Here is a 19,717-nt window from a genome sequence, read left to right on the forward strand (position 1 = left end):
TTTACCCCTTTTCTTTATTTTTTTTAAAATTGATAATATTTAAAATTAAAAAATAATTACAAATAACAATTAATGATATTATAAAAGAAAAATTCAAATTTATATAATATTGATAAGGATAAAATCATTTAATTATATAAATAAATACCAACGAAATAAAGTCCAATATCTCCTTATTTCAAATAAATATAAAGGAAAAAATATAAAGAATTGAAATAATAGGACTGAAAACTACTGAATTTAATATAGATAAAATATTGTAATGTGTTAAATCTACGATGTTTATAATTAAAAAACCAATAATGTTGCTGCTAATTGAAATTAATAAAATATTAAGAAATTTATTTTTTATTTTAAACTCTAAAATAAAAAGAATATTTAAAGTTATTAAAAAAGTTAATATAAATGAGACAGAAAAAATAACATTAATATTTATAATTATAAAAATTAAAGCTATGAATATTAAAATTTCAATTCTATTAAATTTATTTTTCAATAATTTTAAATTTATATAATTAAAAATTATAAAAACAAAAGCACGTACACTTGAAATTGAAAAATCTAAAATCATTAAATAGACAAAACAAAAGAAAAAGAAAAAAATAAAAAATCAGATTTCTTTAATTTTCAAAAAATTAAAAATTTTCTTAATGAAAAGATTTATTAAACCAATATGAAATCCCGAAATAACAAATAGATGATAAATAGATAAATCTTTAATAATTTTAACTATTTCATTAGATTCATTTGTTTTTTCTCCAATCAAAAGCATTGGAACAATTTTTGCATAATTTTCTTTACCACTTAGTATATATTGTTTTATATTATCTAAAAAAGAAAAATGTTTTTCTTGAAAATTTAAATACAACACTTTTTGAACTTTGTATAAAATGTTTTTAGATTTTAAGAATAAATTTCAACTTAATTTTTCGTTATTATTTTCAATTTTTGCTATTTCTAATTTTGCATTATATAAAGCATTTTCCTGTATATCAGGATAATTAATAAGCACTTTTCTAGATTCAAAATCAAAAAAGAAACTTTTTTTCGATAGTTTATAAAATTGAATATTATTTTTTTCAATTACAAAAGTCTTTTTTTCACTATTTTGACTAAAAAATAAAATAAAAAAGTAAATGGTAAATAAAATTAAAAAGGTTATGTAAAGTTTTGATTTTATGTTTAAAAAATATATAAAAATGATTAAATTAAAAAATAAAAATAAATAATTTAAAAAAGTGAAACTTATTTGAAGAAAAATAATAAATATAATTAATAAAATTAAATCTCAAACTCTTCTTGCAGAATTTTTAGAGTTTTTTCACCTAATCCATTTATTTTTAAAAAATCTTCCCATTTTAGTTTTTCTGTATCTTTATCTTTTAAAAAAAGTATTATTTTTTTTATTATATTCATTCTTATACCAACTTTTTTAAACTCTTCTTCTGTAACTTTATTAATTTTTTTCTTTGTTTTATAATCAATAAAAGGAATAAAAATTTTTTTATTTTCAATAATTTTTTCTTCAAGATTTATTTTTTTAATATCTGCATTAGGTTTTAAATTAAATTTAAATAAAACATCTCTTAACTTAACCCCTTTATCGAAAAATAATCCGCCTTGATATGAAACAGCTCCTGAAATTTCTAAAAGAACTTTTTCTTTTTTTAAGAAATTTTTCTTGTTTTGTTGCTTATAAATAAAGAAAGAAACTCCACCAACCAAAACCAAGGAAAAAAGCAACAAGGAAGATATAAAAAATTTTTTTCTTTTCTTAACCATATTAAATATTTCTTTTTTTGAGATAAAAGTCAAAAAAAGGAAAAAAATAGGAAAAATGCTTTTATTTTGCTAAAATAATATAGCATTGGTCAATTGCTGCAAATATATTGTAGAGGAAAGTCCGCGCTAGCACTATCTGAGATGATAGTAGTGTTCATGTTGGATCTAATAAATCCAAGCTTAGACGACAAGTGCCACAGAGACGAGCTTATTAAATTAAGGTGAAACGCGGTAAACTCCATGAGCTAGAAACCCAAATTAAGGTAGGGGAACTTTATTTTTTGAAATGAAAAAAAATAAAGAGGTTTTAAATCTAGATAAATAATTGACACTTTTATAAAGTACAGAACGCGGCTTATAGATGCAAAAAAACCAGTTTTTATTTAACTGGTTTTTCTTTTTGAATATTCACTAATAAGTCGCTTATAAAATTAAAAGAATTTTTTAATAAATAAGGACTTATTTTTCTTATTCCATATATTTCTTGTAAATCTACTAAAATTAATGTTTCATTATTCACAAATGCTTTTTTATAAGAAAAGAGTATTATATTTTTATCTCTTTCAAGTAAATTGGATACAAAACCCTTTAGTGCAAAATCATCATAAAAATTATCAAAAATGATATAAATATCATCATTTATAACATTATTTTCAATTATTACATTTGTATTAGAATTCAATATAATTTCTTTTCTTTTAATTTCAGAATAAAATTTTATAAATTCATTTACATTATAGTTATCTTCTCCTAATTTAAAAAGGTGAAATCTTGAATATTTTTCTAAAACTAAAAATATTTTTTGTAAATTTTTATAATTAGTCATTAATCCTTCAATTAAAAAATCTAAATCATACCCAATTACAGTCTTAAATAAAGCATCTCCAAAAGGATTTTTATCTTTTTCCTTTTGTTTTATATAGTTTTCAGTTACTGTTTTTCTAAATTCTTTATAATTTTCATAACCGATTTTCTTTACATAATGACTTATCGTACATGCTGTATTCATGAAAAATTGTTCAGCAAATTCCATTTGAGTTAATTTACAAAATAACTCAGTGTTATTTTCAATTCAATCTTCCATTTCATGCTCAGTTTTTGATAATCTAACTTCAACTTTATGTTTTACTACCATAATTAAATTTTATCATTTTATTGAATTTTTATGAAGATTTATTAACATATCATTAATTTTTTTGAAAATTTGTGAATTTTTTAAACTTTTTGAGTAACTAAATGGCGAAGGATGGGATGTTATTAAAATTATTTGATCTTCTAAATTAATTAATGGGATAACTTCTTCAGCCTTTTTACCCATAAATAAAAAAATTAGATTTTTTTGTTTATTTGAAATAAAGTTTAAAAAATTAAAAGTAAAAGTTTCTCAACCAATATGTTTATGAGAAAGAGGTTTTCCTTTTTCTACTGTTAAAATAGTATTTAGTAATAAAACACCTTGTTTAGATCATCTTTCTAAATTTCCATTTTCACTTTGAAAATCAGGATAACTATTTTTTATTTCTTTATATAAATTATTTAACGATGAGGGAATTCTTTTAGATTTGCTTGAAAAAGCCAAACCATCCGCAAAACCTTCTGTATGATAAGGATCTTGTCCTAAAATTATAACTTTTAAGTCATTAAAATTTGTAATTTCAAAAGCTTTGAAAATATCTTTATAATCAGGAAAAATAGTTGCTTTTTCATATTCTTTTTCAATTTTTTCACAAATATTCAAAAAATATTTTTTACTTTTTTCTTTTTTTAAAAAATTAAAAACTTCTTCTTGATTCAACATATTAAAATTATAAATAAAAAATAAAAATAACACTTTTTTTATTATAATTTAATAACTATGAGTAATAAAGAAAAGAATATTCAAAATATAATAAATCATTTAAAAAATTCAGGTTTTGTTTTTCAAGGTTCTGAAATTTATGGAGGTTTAGCAAATACTTGAGATTATGGTCCTTTAGGTGTTCTACTTTCTAAAAATATTAAGGACTTTTGATGAAGAGAATTTATAACTAAAATACCAGAAAATTATGGATTAGATTCTAAAATTTTAATGAATCCAAAAGTTTGAGAAGCATCAGGTCATGTTTCAAATTTTTCCGATCCATTAATAGAAAATAAAAAAAATAACAAAAGATATAGAGCTGATCACATTATGGAAGAACTTTTTCCAGAAATAAATGTCAATAAATTATCAAATGAAGAAATTACAAAACACTTAAGAAATAACGTTAAAAACTATGATAATAGTGAAACAGATTGAGGAGAAATTAAACAATTTCACCTTATGTTTGAAACTCATCAAGGAGTTGTAGTAGATAAAAAAGATAAAATTTATTTAAGACCTGAAACAGCACAAGGAATTTTTGTTAATTTTAAAAATATACAAAGAACAATGAGAGCGAAAATTCCTTTTGGAGTAGGACAAATTGGTAAATCCTTTAGAAATGAAGTAACTCCAGGAAATTTTATTTTTAGAACTAGGGAATTTGAGCAAATGGAACTTGAAATTTTTAGTTCTCCAGAAGATTCACTAGCAATATACAAAAATTATTTAGAAAAAGTGTGAGCTTTCCTTTTAAATATAGGAATTAAGAAAGAATCTATTAAATTTAGGGAACACTCTAAAGAAGAGTTAGCTCATTATTCTCAAGCAACAAGTGATGTAGAATTTTTATTCCCTTTTGGTTGAGGTGAATTACTCGGAGTTGCACATAGAGGTGATTTTGATTTAACATCACACAGTAATTTTTCAGGAGAAAAATTAGAATATTTAGATCCAGTAACTAATAAAAAATACATTCCGCATATTATCGAACCTTCTATTGGGATGGATAGATTACTTTTAGCTTTAATTGTAGATGCCTATGAAGAAGAAAATATAGAAAATAATGATACAAGAATAGTTTTAAAATTAAATAAAGATATCGCCCCATATAAAGTAGCAGTTCTTCCTCTTGTTAAAAAATTATCAAAAGAAGCAATGGAAATTTTTAATTCATTAATAGAAGATAATATAAGTGCTTCATTCGATGAAAGTGGAACTATTGGTAAAAGATATCGTCGTCAAGATTCAATAGGAACTTTTTATTGTATAACTTTTGACTATGATTCTTTAAACGATAATAAAGTAACTATTAGAAACAGAGATACAATGCAGCAAGAGAGAATTTTCATTGCAGATATTAAAAAATATATTAAATAAATTAGGAAGGTAAATGAATAAAGAATTAGTAAATAAAATAATAACTGAATTGGATATAATTTCAGTTATTTCCAGTTTTTTACCTTTAGAAAAAAGAGGAAATAACTATTTGGCCATATGTCCATTTCACCAAGATAGCAAACCATCATTAACTATTTCTCCTTCTAAAAAAATTTTTAAATGTTTTAGTTGTCAAGAATCAGGAAATGTTCTAGATTTTGTAATAAAATTTAATAATTTTTCTTTTACCAACGCACTAAAATACTTAAACGAAAATTTTAACTTAAATTTGAATTTGGATGAAATGTCTTCTTTTGAAAATAAACCCCTATATAATGAGTTTGAACAAAAATTAATTAAAGCAAATGAAGATGCCAATATGTTATTTAAATTGTTCTTATTAAATCAACAAAAAAGTAATTTTGAAATTTCCAGTTTTATTCAAAATCGCTTTATAAATGACGAAATAATAAAGGTTTTTGAATTAGGTTTCGCTCCAAATGATAATAAAATTATTGAACTTTTATCTTTAAAAAATAACCAAAAAGACATATTAATTAATGCATCACTTATAACTGAAAACGAAAACTCTTTTTTTAAAAACAGAATTATGTTTCCTATAAAAAATCAATTTGGAAACATTGTAGGATTTTCAGGAAGAGTTATTTCTGATAAAAGTAATCAAGTTAAATATTTAAATTCAGCTCAAAATAAAATTTTTTCAAAATCAAAAATACTCTTTAATTATAAAAATGCGATTGATTTTTTAGGAACAAAAAATGAATTAATAATTTGTGAAGGATTCATGGATGTTATCGCTCTTTATAAAGCAAACATAAAAAATGCCGTTGCATTAATGGGTACTGCTTTAACTGAAGAACATATTAAATTGTTGCTAAACAAACATGTAATTCTACTTTTAGACGGCGATAAAGCTGGTGTAGAAGCTACTAAAAAATCTCTAAAAATTTTATTAAAAAATAATATAAAAGTAGAAATCATTAAAAATGATACAAACTATGATCCAGATGAATATTTAAACATTTTTGGACAAGAAAAACTCAAGGAAATGCTTAATAATAGAATATCACCCCTTTCTTTTTTATATAAAGAAATGATTATTAATGTAGATAAAAATGATTTTATATCAGTTGATAATTTTATAAAAGACTTTAAAGATTTTTTAGTTTTAGCTGATTATAAAGAAAAATCCTTTATTTTAGAAAAAATTGAAAGAGAATTAAACATAAATCCTAAAATTTTTAATCTCCAAAACAATGAAATAAAATACAAAAGTTTTTCAAATTATAATCAAAACCCAAATAAACAAAAAAAAGTATTAAATTTAGAGAGTAATGTAGAAAAAATAAGAAAACAAATAATAACTTCCATTTGTCTTATAGAAGAGATTGAAAAAAATTTTATGCAAAATTCTGAAAAATTCAATCTTCTTGTTTCTGATAAAAAAAATATTAATAAAATTCTTAAATATAAAACAGTTCAAGAAAAAACACAAGCTCTAAATGAAAGTCAATTATTTATAGAAACTTATGCAAAAGATCTTAATGATTTAAATGTTTTAATTAACAATTACAAAAAAATCAATGAAAAAATAAAAGTATTCAAGATACAGAATATAATAAAAGAATTAGAAAAAGAAAAAGAAAATTGTTCCGATATAGATGAAAAAGAAAAAATTGATGAAAAAATTTTATCATTTATTTCATTATTGAATAAATAAAATCATTTTTATGGTATAATTTTTTATACTTTTTAATTGATAAATTTAATTAAAATCTAAAAAACTTAAGGTGACAAATGGCTAAAGATAAAAACTTATCAAATTCATACACAACAATTATAAATGCATTACAAAAAGAGTTAGCAAGACAAAAAAAGAAGAAAAAAGATAAAACTTTTCTTACTCAAGATGAAGTTTTTAAATTTTTATATGCAAAAAAACTTTCTATAGATGAAGATGAAGCAATGGACTTGCTTCCAGTTTTAATTTCTGAAAAAATCTTAAATGACGAAAGTGATAAAGGTGATTTTGACGAAATAAATGAAAAAGAGATAGAAAAAGAAATATCTAAATCTAAAAAAAGAACTAAAAATAAAAAGATATCTGATGAAGATGTTGATTTTGATGATATCGATGAAATTGATGATTTAGAATTAAAAGATTATGATTCTGATGATGTTTTATCTATGGAAGATGATGAAATTTTTGAAGAAGATTTTAACTTAAACGATTCTCAATACAGAAATAAACTAACCGAAACTAATGATATTATAAAATGATATATGCGTTGAATTGGTAAATATGGAAAATTATTAAGCCAAGATGAAGAAATTGCTCTTGCTAAGCAAATTAAAGAAGGTGGTAGAAAAGGTAGAAAAGCTCGTCACACATTAATTAATAGAAATTTAAGACTGGTTATAAATAATGCCAAAAAATACAAAAATAGGGGTTTATCCTTTATAGATTTAATTTCTGAAGGTAATTCAGGGATTTTAAAAGCCGTTCAAAAATATGAATTTGAAAAAGGATATAAATTCTCAACCTATGCAACTTGATGAATTAGACAAGCAATAACAAGGGCAGTTGCTGATCAAGCAAGAATCATAAGAGTTCCTGTTCATATGGTAGAAACAATTAATAAATTGACTAAAATTGAAAGAGAATTACATCAAAATTTAGGAAGAATACCAACAGATGAAGAGATTGCTGAAAAAATGGAAGATGATTTTACAGCTGAAAAAGTTCAATATATTAGAAAAATTAATATTGATCCAATTTCATTAGATAAACCAATTGGTAAGGAAGATGATTCATTCTTTTCTGACTTCATAAAAGATGAAACTGTAATTTCTCCTGTTGATTTTGCTTCAGGAAAAGAATTGGAACAAATTTTAAAAGAAATGCTTCATAAAAATCTAGATGAAGATGAAAGAATCTTAATAATGAAAAGATTTGGTGTTGGTGAAAACGAACACGGAGAAAGATATAGAATACATAGTTTAGAAGAATTAGCTAATGAAAAAGGTGTTTCAAAAGAAAGAATAAGACAAATTGAATCAAAAATTTTAAGAAAATTAAAAATAACTCAGAAAAAAAGAAAATTAAAAGATTATTACCAAGGTGAATAATTCAAAAGAATTTTCTTTATTTCTTGATTCAATTTTCCCTCAAAATTCTAAAGAAGATTGAGATAAGGTAGGGTTTTCATACTTTTTTGATAATGAAATTTCTAAAGTTCTCATTTGTTTAGATTTAACTAAAAAAGCATTAGATTATGCGATAAAAAACAATTTTAATTTTATTTTAACTTATCACACTTTTCTTTTTTATAAAGGATATTTAAAAAACACTTTTGAAAAAGAACCTTACAAAAAATCAATGCATAAATTAATAAAGAAATATAAAATTAATGTTTTTTCAATTCATACCAATTTGGATTTTTTACCAAATAGCGGTGTTAAATCTATACTTGAAAAAATCAATTTAGAAGGTGATTTAACTCCTGTAAATAAATTTAATTCTATTGTTAATTTAAAAAGCGAAATCTCTTTTTTTGAATTGATAAACAAAATTAAAAATATGCTAAATTTAAATAATTTGCAAACAAATTTGCAAAAAAATAAAAAAATTAAAAAAATTGTAATTTTGCCAGGAGCTGCTGGTATTGAAAATATATTAGAAACTTATAAAGTAATTAAAAATAAAGCTCTTTACATCACTTCAGACTTAAAATGAAATGAATTGTTAACAATCAATAATCTAAAAATTGATTTATTGGTAGTTCCGCACTCAATTGAAAAAGCAAATATTGATTTTATGTATAAAATAATAAAAAAATCTTTAACCAATTTAAAAGTAGAAAAATATTTGGAAAATGAATTTATAATAAATATATAATAATTTAAAAATTAAAAGGAAAAATATGATTAAATTAGGATCACACGTTTCATTCAAAAAACCCAATTACTTATATGGAGCAATTGAAGAATCTATAAAAAATGGTGCAAATTGCACAATGATTTATTTAGGAGCACCACAAACAACTTTAAGAACAAATGTTTCTAACTACAAACTATTTGAATATTTAAAAGACTATAAAGAAATAATAAAACCAGAAGACATAGTGGTACATGCACCATATATAACTAATCCAGCAAATCCTGAAAAAGCTGATTTTGCTAATAAATTTTTAATAGAAGAAATAGAAAGAATGAATTATATAGGTGCTAAATATTTAGTTTTACACCCTGGTTCCCATACTACATTTTCTAGAGAAGAATCACTTAAACAGTTAATTAAATCCCTAACTTTTATTTTAAATAATACAAAAAATGTAGAAATTATACTTGAAACTATGTCTGGAAAAGGTTCTGAAGTAGGAATTAACTTTGAAGAATTACTTTTTGTTTTGAATGAAGTGAATAATCCCAGAACAGGAATTTGCATTGATACCTGTCATATTTGAGATGCAGGTTATAATTTGGAAAATTATGACGAATTTATAAATGAATTAAAACAAAAAAATATTTTAAAACATTTAAAAGTTATTCATCTCAATGATTCGAAAAATCCTTTAAATTCGCACAAAGATAGACACGCAAACATTGGAGAAGGTTTTATTCCTAAAGAAATTCTTAAAAAAATTGTACACGATCCTTTATTTGATAATATACCTATTATATTAGAGACTCCTTGAAAAGAAGAAGGACCAATTTATGATAAAGAAATTGCTTTTCTGCTAGATAAAGAAAATAAAAATAACTAGGTTTTACCCTAGTTTTCTTTTATCAAAATTTCTGCTGCCTTACAGATCATAGCAGCATTATCAGTGCAATATTCCAATTTAGGAATTATAGAATTTGAATGTAGTTTAACAAATTCATTTCTTAAATGTTTATTAGCAGAAACTCCACCTGCAAGAACTATAGAATTAGGTTGAAATTCTTCAATTGCCATTTTTATCTTTTCTATTAAATAATCAACAATAGTTTTTTGAAAAGAATAAGCTATTTCTTCAACAGGAATATTTAATTTTCTATTTTCAAAGTTATTTATAATATTTATAACTTGTGTTTTTATACCACTTAAAGAAAAATCGTATTTTCCTTCTGTTTTTGGTTTTGAAATTTTTATATTATTAATAAATTGACTTTGTTTGTCTATATTATCGAAATATATTTTATCAATAATTGGTCCACCAGGAAAGGATAAATTTAATTTTCTAGCTATTTTATCATACGCCTCACCGACTGCATCATCTAAAGTTTCGCCAATTATTTCTATTTGCTTAGGATTTTTAGCATATAAAATTTGAGTATGTCCCCCAGAGACTAAAAGGGAAATAGCTGGATAAATTATTTTATTATCTATTGCACCAGAAAAAAAATGACCATTTAAATGATTTATCGGAAATAAAGGTTTATTTAAAATTAATGAAATTGCTTCTGCAAATAATTTCCCTATTTGCAAAGAACCAATTAAGCCAGGTTCTTTTGTAAATGCTATATAATCTATTTCATTTAAGTCTATTATCTTTTTTATTTCTTCTAAAATAATAGCTATATTATTAACATGTTCTCTTGAAGCGATTTCCGGAATTGTACCTCCATATTTAGCATGAATTTTGATTTGACTAAATGTAATATTAGAAAGTATTTTACCGTCTTTTAAAATAGCTACAGATGTGTCGTCGTGCGAAGTTTCTATACCTAATATTGTCATTTTTCTTTATTTTTCCTTTATTTTATTCAAATATTCTTTTAATTTTTGTTCGTTTTTATTATTACCAAATTCAAAAAATTTATTGTTTTTTATTTCTGAAGGTAAATATTGTTGATCAACATAATTATTTAAAAAATCATGTGGATATAAATAATTTACCCCGTGATTAAATTTTTTAGCACTTTTATAATGAGAATCTTTTAAATGATCTGGAATTTCATATATTTTACCATTATCAATTAATTTAGAAACTTTTTGCATTGCTTGATAAGTTGAGTTGCTTTTTGGACTTAATGCCAATTCAATAATGATAGTAGAAAGTGGCAATCTAGCTTCAGGCATTCCAAGTCTTTCTGCTGAATTAATTGCTGCCATAACTTTCAAAGAGATGTTAGGATGAGCAAGACCTATATCTTCATATGCAACACAAAGCATTCTTCTATATAAACCATCAAAATCTCCGCTTTTAATAATTAACATACCATAATATAAAGCTGCATCAGGATCACTCCCTCTTAATGATTTGTGAAAAGCACTTAAATTATTATAATGTGAGTCAGCATTTTTATCGCTGTAAAAATTAACATTTGGCAATAATTTTTCGACAATTTCTTCGCTTAAAAGGTCATTTTTGCTTAAAGTTAACACAAAATCTAAATTTCTAAAAATAGTTCTTATATCAAAATTTGATAAAAATATTATTTTTTCTATAATCTCTTTAGGTAAAATTAAGTTTTTTAAATGAAAAAAATTTATTATTTCTTCCAAAGAAGGTTTGTTGAATTTTAAAATTTGCATTCTACTTCTAATTGCTGGATTAATTTTAAAATATGGATTTTCTGTCGTTGTTGCATAAATTATAATTTCATCTTTTTCCAAATAACTTAAAAGTAAATCTTGTTTATCTTTATTTAAACGATGAATTTCATCAATAATCAAAATGTCATTATTTTTAATTTTCTCTAAAAGCGAATCTTTATTTTCTATAGTTGCATTAAATGTAGTGTATTTTAAATTAAGATTTAAAGCTAAAACATTTGCAACTGATGTTTTTCCAATTCCGCTTTCTCCATAAAAAATAAAAGATGTTCTGTTTTTTAATTCAATTACTCTATTTAAAAGAAATTTAATATGCTCTTGACCTATAATTTCATCCAGTGTTTCTGGTTTAAATTTTTTGAAATCTAATTTCTTATTCATAAATTTTATCTATTTTTTTTGTTATTTTTTGAATAGCAAAATTTTCTATTTTATTTTTTACTGTGTTTAGGTGAATATCAACCACTAAACTAATAGATTCTTTTATTTCTTTTGCATTTTTTTCTATTGTTTCTGCGTTTTTTAATATTTTTTCAGTTTGTGTTCTTATGTGTTTAAGAGAATTATCTAAAATTTCATTTTTCATTTTATCAAATTGTTCTAAAATATCCTTTTTTTCTTGGAAAGTTATTTCTGCATCTGCTATTTTTTCCCTTTCCATTATAAAGTGTTTAAGTAGTGATAAAAAAGGAATTAAATAGGCAGGTCTTATAACATACATATTTTCATAATCAAATACCTTAGAAATTAAAAAATCCTTTTCTGGTTCTAATTCACTAACTAAAATAGCAAAATCAGCTTGTTTTTTAGTTTGGTCTCTTTTTAATTTATCATAATAATCAGAATTCTTTTTATTACCTGTTTCACCTTGACTTTTTGCTTCTATTATTATTTTTCCTAATAATTTTTTATTATTATTTCTACTATAAATATCATATAAAAAATCTGCTTTAGTATGATCTTTAACTTCATTATCTTTATAAAAAGAACAGTTGTTATCAAATGAAAGATTTTCAGAAGCTTGAGAAATTATTCAGTTTTCTAAATCTTCACCAATAAGTTTTATATTTACATTTTTTTTCCTTTGTAAATCATTTATAGTAGTTTTTAACTCGGTATTTTCCTTAATTCATTTTTGTATTTCATTTGAATGTTGAATTTCTTGTTTAGTCATTTCTACTTGTGATTCATTTTGCATATTAACTTTAATATTATTCATTCTTTCTACTAAAGTTGCGTTTTCTTTTCTTATATTTTTTAATGAATCAGATAATTCAAGATATTCTGGAGATTTTTTATATTCATTTATAATGTTAATTTCAGCATTAGCTAATGTATTTTCTAATTGCATTTTTTCTTTAATTAAGTTTTCTTTTTCAGAAGTTAAATTATCGATTCTCTTTATTTTTTCTGTAAATTCTTCATTATTTCTAAAATCTTTTATAGCTTTTAAAGAAGCGTTTTCTAATTCTTGTTTATGATTTTTTATTATATTATCTTTTTCAGTTAATTTTTTTTGTAAATCAGTAAATTCTTCACTAGTTTTATACTCATTTATAATATCATTTTTAGATGTTTTTAATTTAGTTTCTAATTCTGTTTTTTCTTTAATTAAATTTTCTTTTTCAGAAATTAAATCATCGATTCTCTTTATTTTTTCTGTAAATTCGTCTTTTGTTTTAAAATCTTCAATAGCCTTTAAAATTGCATTTTCTAGTGTTTGTTTATGATTTTTAATTATATTATTTTTTTCATTTAAATCATTTTTTAAATTAATGAATTCTTCACTAGTTTTATACTCTAAAAGTGCTTGATTTTTAGCTGTATTAAATAAATCCTCGTCAATCTTTGAACGAACTTCATTTAAATAACTTTCTACTCCTTCATCCTTATATTCATCTATAAAGAAAAAATCTCCTTTTTTTGCATCTTCCAAGATTTCAAATTTTATTCTTGGTTCATGTTCTATAATTCTTACTTTTATTTTATTTCCCATTTTTTACCTTTCCATATATAAATAATATTATATTAATTTTACATTTAAACAGTAAAATTTCAAATTTTATTTTTACATTTACTCTTTTAAAATAAAATATTTACATTTTCCCATATTTTCTAAATAAATTAAAGAAAAGTACTCACCATAAGAACAATAATATAAATTATATTTAGAATGAAAAATAATAGTATTTCCATGTTCTGGACACAATTGCAATTCACTTGGTAAAATATATTTTCATTCATTTATTATTTCTTTTTTTGCAATAATTCTATTTACATTTTTATTAAACTCATTAAAAATTTTTAAACTTCATTTTAATTTTCAAAAGTCTTTCTTATCAATTTTTCTTTTTTTATATTCAAGTTTAAATTTTTTTCACTGGTTTTTATTTTCATTTTTAAAAATTAAAAAATCATTAATCGATTCAACATATTTATATACAAAGATAAATTGATACTCTTCTTCTAAAAATGATTTATTTTCCTGTAAAAAATTAAAATATTCATGTTTAGTATGTTTGTGTCTATTAAATTTAGAATAGAAAATTATAATTATTCCTATAATAGTAGGAATAAAAATTAAAAGCATTAAAAATAGTATAAGTAACCACTCTAAACCGGAAGAAAAAAGTAAAATAAATAAAGAAAATAAAAATAAAATTAATACATAAAATAAAATTATTATTATTTTTTTTACAATATAAATAATAATATCTTTATGGTAAAAGAAACTATTGAATTTTTGTCTATTTTTTTTATATTCAATAGGTTTTTTCCTATCGAATAATCATTCATTTAATTTTTTTCAAATTATATAATAGATGAAAATTAAAGTTGATTTAAATAAAGTATTAATTATTAATGAAGATATAAATTCAAAAAATTTAATATTTCAAAATCAGTTTTTTATAAAAATATCTGGTTTTTTTTCTTGTAAAATATTTTGAAATTGCTCAATTAAATTGTTAGATATTAAATGAAAAACATTAACGAATGAAAAAATAGTAGTTAATATTAGAACTGCTATTTCTATATAAATGGTAGGATTTAAAAATTTATTTTTTATTTTCATTTTTATTATTTCTGATAAATCTGAAAATTCAATAAATTTTTTTACTTTAAAAATTTTATTTTTTTCTTTTTCACTTAAAATAACGTATAAAAAAGCAATTATATAAAAAACTGTTATTGTTAATCAAATAAAACCCATTTTAAAATACCTATAATGTAATAAAAGTAATAAAAAAATGGCGGGGCAAACAGGATTTGAACCTGCGCGGGCGGTTAAGCCCCTAACGCGTTAGCAATGCGTCCTCTTCAGCCTCTTGAGTATTGCCCCCCAAGTTTTTACTATATAATTATATAATAATTTGCTTAAATTAATAAGTAATTTTTTTATTTTTCAATAAGTTTATAAAATTCCTTTTCATTAATTATTGGAGTTTTGTGTTTTTCAGCCAATTTTAATTTAGATTCACCTGGTAAATCACCAATAACTAAATAGTTCGTTTTAGAAGTAATTGTATTAGAAAGTACCCCGGAATTAGATACTACTAATTTTTTAAATTCATTTCTTGTTATGGATAAAGTTCCAGTAACAACAAAAGAAATATTTTCTAAATTTTTGCTTTCAATCTTGTTGTTTTCCTTTATAAAATTCAAATTTTGCTCTTTTAATTTTAATAAAAATTCTTTATTTGCTTGAATACTAAAATAATTTTTTAATTCTTTAACAATGGTTTCACCAAATTTATTTACTTCTAAAAATTTTTCATAATCATAATTTAAAAGTTCGTCAATATTGTTAATTTTTTTGCTAATTTCAATAGATGCTTCAACACCTATATTTTTAATTCCTAGTGCGTAAATAAATTTACTAAATTCTATAGTTTTAGAATCATTTATTGCTTTTAATAATACAGTTGTGGAACGCATCTTAAAATTCTTAGTTCATTTTTTATTATTAGCACTAATTAAAGCAATATTTTTTTCTAATTCAAATACATCTATAACATTTTTTATTACACCAAAGTCATAAAATTGTTTAATAGTTTTTTTAGAAAGTGTTGAAACATCGAAAGCATTTTTCGAAAAGAAGTGGATAATTTTTCTAACAATTTTGTCTGAACAATTTTCATTTTCACAAAATTGTTCTTTTTCTGTATTATGTAAAGGAAAATTACAACTTGGACAGTGAGTTAAAATATCAATATTGGTGTTTTCGAATTTTTTTACAGATGAAATTACTTGTGGAATAATTTCTCCAGATTTTTTAATATAAACATCTTCTCCAATTCTAATTTTAAGATTTAAAATGTTTTGAAAATTATGTAAATAAGCTTTTTCAACTTTAGTTCCATTTAAAAAAACTGGTTCTAAATTAGCAACATAAGCAATTTTTCCTGTTCTTCCTATTTGGTAATCAACTGAAAGTAATTTAGTTTTTACAATTTCATCATAAAATTTATATGCAATAGCTCCTTTAGGAAATTTAGAAGTATAACCTAATTCTTCGGAGAAAATAACATCATTTACCTTAATTACCATTCCGTCTATTTCATATTTCAAATCATCTCTATTTTTATCCACATATTCTATAATTTCCTGTATTTCAGATAAATTATGCACAGTTTTTCCTATTATATTTACAGGAAAATGATTTGTTTTTAAAAAGTTGATAGTTTGCGAAACAGAATTAATATTATGGTTAATAGGTTCTACAACTTGATAAAAAAATGCTTTAATTTTATGCATTTCATCAGTGGAAACGTTTTTCAATTTTCTTACTATTCCTGCAGCTGCATTTCTTGGATTTAAAAACAAATTTTTTCTTTCTAAAGATTTAATTTTAGAGTTTGAGTATTCTTCATCAACTTTTTGTTGGTTATATTCATCAATTTTTGCTTGAATTTGTGAATTTAAATCAATAAAATCATCTTTATCAATATATATTTCTCCTCTAATTTCAATGGGTTTATCATATTTTATTGTTTTAGGGAAAAATTCATCTCTTGTTTTTAATATATTGTTAATGATATTTTCACCTTCAATACCATTACCACGAGTTAATGCTTTTATTAATTTACCATTTTTATAATGAAGAGCAATAGAAAGTCCATCGATTTTAGGTTCAATATAAAAATCTTTAATTTCCTTTATAACTTCTTGAGAATCATTCAAAAATTTTTGAATTTCTTCATATGAATAAGCTTTATTTAAAGATAACATCGCAAAAGAGTGCTTAACTTTTTCAAATTGAGTAGAACTTATAGAATGAATTTTTTGAGTTGGTGAATTTAAATTTTCTTCTCAAGAAAATAAAGAAAAATACACATTTTCTAATTCTTTCAACTCTTTCATTTTGTCTTCATATTCTAAGTCGCTAATTTCTTGTGTATTTTCTTCAAAATACAATTTATCATGATATGAAATTTCTTGTCTTAAATCTTCAATAATTTTTTTAATTTCTAAATCGGTTTTTCCTTTTATTTTATCTTTTGTTTTTTTTCTCATAAATCATCCTTATTAAAATTGTTGAGCTGTATAAATTCAAAATAGCGGTAATGGTCCTATTACATTTTGTTCTACTAATATAACAAAAACTATAAAACTAATTAAAAATAATAAAAATAAGTAGTCAAATCATTTTAAATAAAGACGACGATATTTTGTTCTTTTTTCATAAGGATCATAACCTCTTACTTCCATTGCGTTTGATAAATCTTCTGCTCTAGAAAATGATAAAACAAATAGTGGAATTGTTAAGGTAATCATTGCCTTAACTTTATCATTAATTTTTCCGTGTTTAAAATCAACTCCTCTTGAAGCTTGTGCTTTAATAATTCTATTTGCTTCAAGTAATAAAGTAGGAATGAATCTAATTGCAATTGAAATAATCATCGCTATTACATTGGTGTTAATTTTTACAAGTTTTAATGGGAAAATCAAATCTTCAATAGCTCTTGTTAATAATACAGGTTTAGTAGTATAAATCAAAAGAGTAGTGATTAAAATCATACAATAAATTCTTAAACCAAGAACAAAAGCCCTTATAAAAGATAAATTAGTATATTTTAAAGTTGTAAATTTTAAGTTCAATGAAAATCATTCTTGACTTATAAATTTATAAGATTGATCGTGATCTAAACCTTTTATAATGAATTCTGGTTTATTAAAATTACTTAAATCATTTAATATAAAAGAATAAATTATAGACATAAATAAAAATATAAAAATAGGTAATTTAGCTACTTTTATTAAGTGAAAAGGTTTTTTAGTGGTAACAGCAAACAAAATCATCATAGGAATTATTAAAAAAGAAAGAGTTAATAGATGTGTTGTTACAAAAAACAAAGTAATAAAAATAATATTAAATATTAACTTTATTCTTGGATCTAACTTATGCAAAAACGTATTTTTAGGTACATATTTTCCAATTACTATATTCATATTACTCCTTTATTAACTTATTTATTTCTGAAATTAACTCATTAATATTTTTAACTTTTGGAATATTTATTCCTTTTTGTTTTAGTTTATTAACAAAACTTAACAATTTAGTTGGTTGCATTTTATTATCTTCTAAAAACTCTGTATCACTAAGTATTTCGTAAGTGTCTCCATCTTTAATTATTTTACCTTCCTTGAATACAATTGTTCTATTTGTTCAAGTTAAAGCATTATCTAAATCATGAGTTACAATTACTATAGTTTTTCCTGCTTTGTGTAAATTATCAAAAATTTCCAAAGTTTCTTGAATCCCTACCGGATCTAAACCTGCTGTTGGTTCATCAAAAAAAATGATATCAGGATCCATTGCTAAAATTCCTGCAATTGCCACCCTTCTTTTTTGTCCACCTGATAAATCAAAAGGTGATTTTTGTAAATAAGATTCATCTAAACCAACAAGTTTAATTATATTTTTAGCTTTTTCAATAGCTTTTTTCTTTTCTTCTCCCATTGAAACAGCACCAAATATAATATCTTTTTCAATAGTTTGCTCAAATAGTTGGTATTCTGCAAATTGAAACACAACACCAACCCTTTTTCTTATTTGTTTTAACTCTTTACCTTTAACTCTTTTTGCAAAAAGTTTTTTCTTTTTTAAAATAACATTTTTCTGTATATTTTCTTTATTTTTGTTTTCATTAACATAAATAAATTCCACTTCACCATCGTCTGGATAAATTAAACCATTCATATGTTCGATAAATGTGGTTTTTCCACTACCTGTTTGTCCTATAATTGAAATGAATTCACCTTTATTTATTTCAGTTGAAACATCATCTAAGGCATTAAATCTTGAAGGTAAATCTTTATCATAAATTTTAAATATATTTTTTATTTTAATTTGCATATTTCCTCTATTAATTCATTTTCATCATATGTTGGTTTTATTTTATTTATTAAAGAAGAAATTTTATAAATAAATGGTGAATCTAATTTTGCTTCTTCTAATACTTTTTTATCATTTAAAATGTTTTTTGGAGATCCTTGTGCTATTACCTTACCTTTTGCTAAAACTATCACTTCATCTGCTAAAACAGCTTCATCCATATCGTGAGTTATAGAAATTAAAGTTTTTGTTCTTGTAGATTGAATTTCCCTAATTATGTTTAAAACATCGTGTTTTCCTTTAGGATCTAGCATTGATGTAACCTCATCAAAGATTATAATTTTAGGACTTAAAGCTAAAATGGAAGCAATTGCAACTCTTTGTTTTTGACCACCAGATAAATTTTGTGGTTCTCTTTCAAGATGATCTAGCATATCAACTTTTTGAGCTAAATTGAAAATTATTTCCTTCATTTCCTTTGGATTAACACATCTATTTTCCAAACCAAAGGCAATATCATCTTCAACTGTTGCACCAACAAATTGATTATCTGGATTTTGAAAAATAATTCCAATATATTTTCTTGCTTCATTTAAAGTGCTTTTGGATAATAAAATATCATTTATTCACACTTCACCTTTTTTAGGTTTTATAATTCCTGTTAAAATTTTAGATAAAGTTGATTTTCCCGAACCATTGTGCCCTAAAATGGCAATATATTTTCCTGCTTTGAATTCTAAATTTATATCATCTAATGCTAATTTTGCATTTTCTTCATCGCTGTAACTAAAAGATACGTTTTTAAGTTTTATCATAA

Annotated in this window: 17 protein-coding genes, 1 tRNA gene and 1 other RNA gene; 6 read left to right on the forward strand and 13 right to left on the reverse strand. The window is 22.6% G+C overall.

What is annotated here, in order from left to right; translation table 4 throughout:
* Position 1 precedes the first annotated feature (1 nt).
* Together ACXX84_RS00110 and ACXX84_RS00115 are read right to left on the reverse strand one after the other, a co-directional pair.
* Positions 2-1,357: an MAG0480 family ComEC-like protein gene (locus ACXX84_RS00110; RefSeq protein ID WP_458559558.1), complete on the reverse strand. Its 1,356-nt coding sequence runs from the start codon at positions 1,355-1,357 to the stop codon at positions 2-4.
* Complete coding sequence (locus ACXX84_RS00115) at positions 1,282-1,782, reverse strand: MAG0490 family ComEA-like DNA-binding protein (RefSeq protein ID WP_458557657.1); 501 nt, start codon at positions 1,780-1,782, stop codon at positions 1,282-1,284. The genes ACXX84_RS00110 and ACXX84_RS00115 overlap by 76 nt, the downstream gene beginning before the upstream one ends.
* An 81-nt stretch (positions 1,783-1,863) precedes the next feature.
* Between ACXX84_RS00115 and rnpB the strand changes: the two genes are divergently transcribed.
* Positions 1,864-2,145: RNase P RNA component class B (gene rnpB, locus ACXX84_RS00120), an RNA gene on the forward strand.
* Between the two features lie 16 nt (positions 2,146-2,161).
* On the opposite strand, the gene ACXX84_RS00125 is transcribed toward rnpB, so the two are convergent.
* Both ACXX84_RS00125 and ACXX84_RS00130 read right to left on the reverse strand, forming a co-directional pair.
* Positions 2,162-2,917 carry a hypothetical protein gene (locus ACXX84_RS00125; protein ID WP_436359063.1) on the reverse strand — a complete coding sequence of 252 codons (756 nt, stop codon included), beginning with the start codon at positions 2,915-2,917 and terminating at the stop codon, positions 2,162-2,164.
* Between the two features lie 9 nt (positions 2,918-2,926).
* Positions 2,927-3,580 (reverse strand): uracil-DNA glycosylase, encoded by a 654-nt coding sequence (locus tag ACXX84_RS00130; protein ID WP_436359061.1) that lies wholly within the window; start codon positions 3,578-3,580, stop codon positions 2,927-2,929.
* Between the two features lie 57 nt (positions 3,581-3,637).
* Here ACXX84_RS00130 and ACXX84_RS00135 point away from each other — a divergent pair, with 57 nt between their 5' ends.
* The 5 genes from ACXX84_RS00135 to ACXX84_RS00155 all read left to right on the forward strand — a co-directional run bounded on the left by ACXX84_RS00135 (position 3,638) and on the right by ACXX84_RS00155 (position 9,789).
* On the forward strand, positions 3,638-5,002 hold the full coding sequence (locus tag ACXX84_RS00135) for a glycine--tRNA ligase (protein ID WP_436359059.1): 1,365 nt from the start codon (positions 3,638-3,640) through the stop codon (positions 5,000-5,002).
* A 13-nt stretch (positions 5,003-5,015) separates the two neighbouring features.
* Positions 5,016-6,743, forward strand: coding sequence for a DNA primase (gene dnaG / locus ACXX84_RS00140; RefSeq protein WP_436359057.1), 1,728 nt, complete (start codon positions 5,016-5,018; stop codon positions 6,741-6,743).
* Between the two features lie 77 nt (positions 6,744-6,820).
* On the forward strand, positions 6,821-8,152 hold the full coding sequence (locus tag ACXX84_RS00145; protein ID WP_436359056.1) for an RNA polymerase sigma factor: 1,332 nt from the start codon (positions 6,821-6,823) through the stop codon (positions 8,150-8,152).
* The gene (locus tag ACXX84_RS00150) at positions 8,145-8,921 is read left to right on the forward strand and encodes a Nif3-like dinuclear metal center hexameric protein (protein WP_458559491.1); all 777 of its coding nucleotides are present in this window, start codon (positions 8,145-8,147) and stop codon (positions 8,919-8,921) included. Before ACXX84_RS00145 ends, ACXX84_RS00150 begins: the two co-directional genes overlap by 8 nt.
* Positions 8,922-8,946: 25 nt before the next feature.
* The gene (locus tag ACXX84_RS00155) at positions 8,947-9,789 is read left to right on the forward strand and encodes a deoxyribonuclease IV (RefSeq protein WP_458559492.1); all 843 of its coding nucleotides are present in this window, start codon (positions 8,947-8,949) and stop codon (positions 9,787-9,789) included.
* Between the two features lie 8 nt (positions 9,790-9,797).
* Here ACXX84_RS00155 and tsaD read toward each other — a convergent pair whose 3' ends face one another.
* The 9 genes from tsaD to ACXX84_RS00200 all read right to left on the reverse strand — a co-directional run bounded on the left by tsaD (position 9,798) and on the right by ACXX84_RS00200 (position 19,715).
* Positions 9,798-10,745 (reverse strand): tRNA (adenosine(37)-N6)-threonylcarbamoyltransferase complex transferase subunit TsaD, encoded by a 948-nt coding sequence (tsaD, locus tag ACXX84_RS00160; RefSeq protein WP_458572701.1) that lies wholly within the window; start codon positions 10,743-10,745, stop codon positions 9,798-9,800.
* A gap of 6 nt (positions 10,746-10,751) precedes the next feature.
* Positions 10,752-11,945, reverse strand: coding sequence for a replication-associated recombination protein A (locus ACXX84_RS00165; RefSeq protein WP_458572702.1), 1,194 nt, complete (start codon positions 11,943-11,945; stop codon positions 10,752-10,754).
* A complete protein-coding gene (locus tag ACXX84_RS00170; RefSeq protein ID WP_458572703.1) occupies positions 11,938-13,560 on the reverse strand; it encodes a DUF2130 domain-containing protein in 1,623 nt (540 codons plus the stop codon). Before ACXX84_RS00170 ends, ACXX84_RS00165 begins: the two co-directional genes overlap by 8 nt.
* Before the next feature lie 78 nt (positions 13,561-13,638).
* Entirely contained in the window at positions 13,639-14,775 is a 1,137-nt protein-coding gene (locus ACXX84_RS00175; protein ID WP_458572704.1) for a hypothetical protein, read from the reverse strand.
* 38 nt (positions 14,776-14,813) lie between these two features.
* Positions 14,814-14,904, reverse strand: a tRNA-Ser gene (locus ACXX84_RS00180).
* Between the two features lie 56 nt (positions 14,905-14,960).
* Positions 14,961-17,078, reverse strand: a complete 2,118-nt coding sequence (gene ligA, locus ACXX84_RS00185) for an NAD-dependent DNA ligase LigA (RefSeq protein WP_458572705.1) — start codon at positions 17,076-17,078, stop codon at positions 14,961-14,963.
* A gap of 12 nt (positions 17,079-17,090) precedes the next feature.
* Positions 17,091-18,014: an energy-coupling factor transporter transmembrane component T family protein gene (locus tag ACXX84_RS00190; RefSeq protein WP_458557298.1), complete on the reverse strand. Its 924-nt coding sequence runs from the start codon at positions 18,012-18,014 to the stop codon at positions 17,091-17,093.
* A 1-nt stretch (position 18,015) separates the two neighbouring features.
* Positions 18,016-18,921, reverse strand: a complete 906-nt coding sequence (locus tag ACXX84_RS00195) for an energy-coupling factor transporter ATPase (RefSeq protein WP_458557299.1) — start codon at positions 18,919-18,921, stop codon at positions 18,016-18,018.
* The gene (locus ACXX84_RS00200; RefSeq protein WP_436359038.1) at positions 18,906-19,715 is read right to left on the reverse strand and encodes an energy-coupling factor transporter ATPase; all 810 of its coding nucleotides are present in this window, start codon (positions 19,713-19,715) and stop codon (positions 18,906-18,908) included. Before ACXX84_RS00200 ends, ACXX84_RS00195 begins: the two co-directional genes overlap by 16 nt.
* Between the last annotated feature and the right edge of the window lie 2 nt (positions 19,716-19,717).

The sequence above is a fragment of the Mycoplasma sp. AC157 genome (assembly GCF_054343415.1).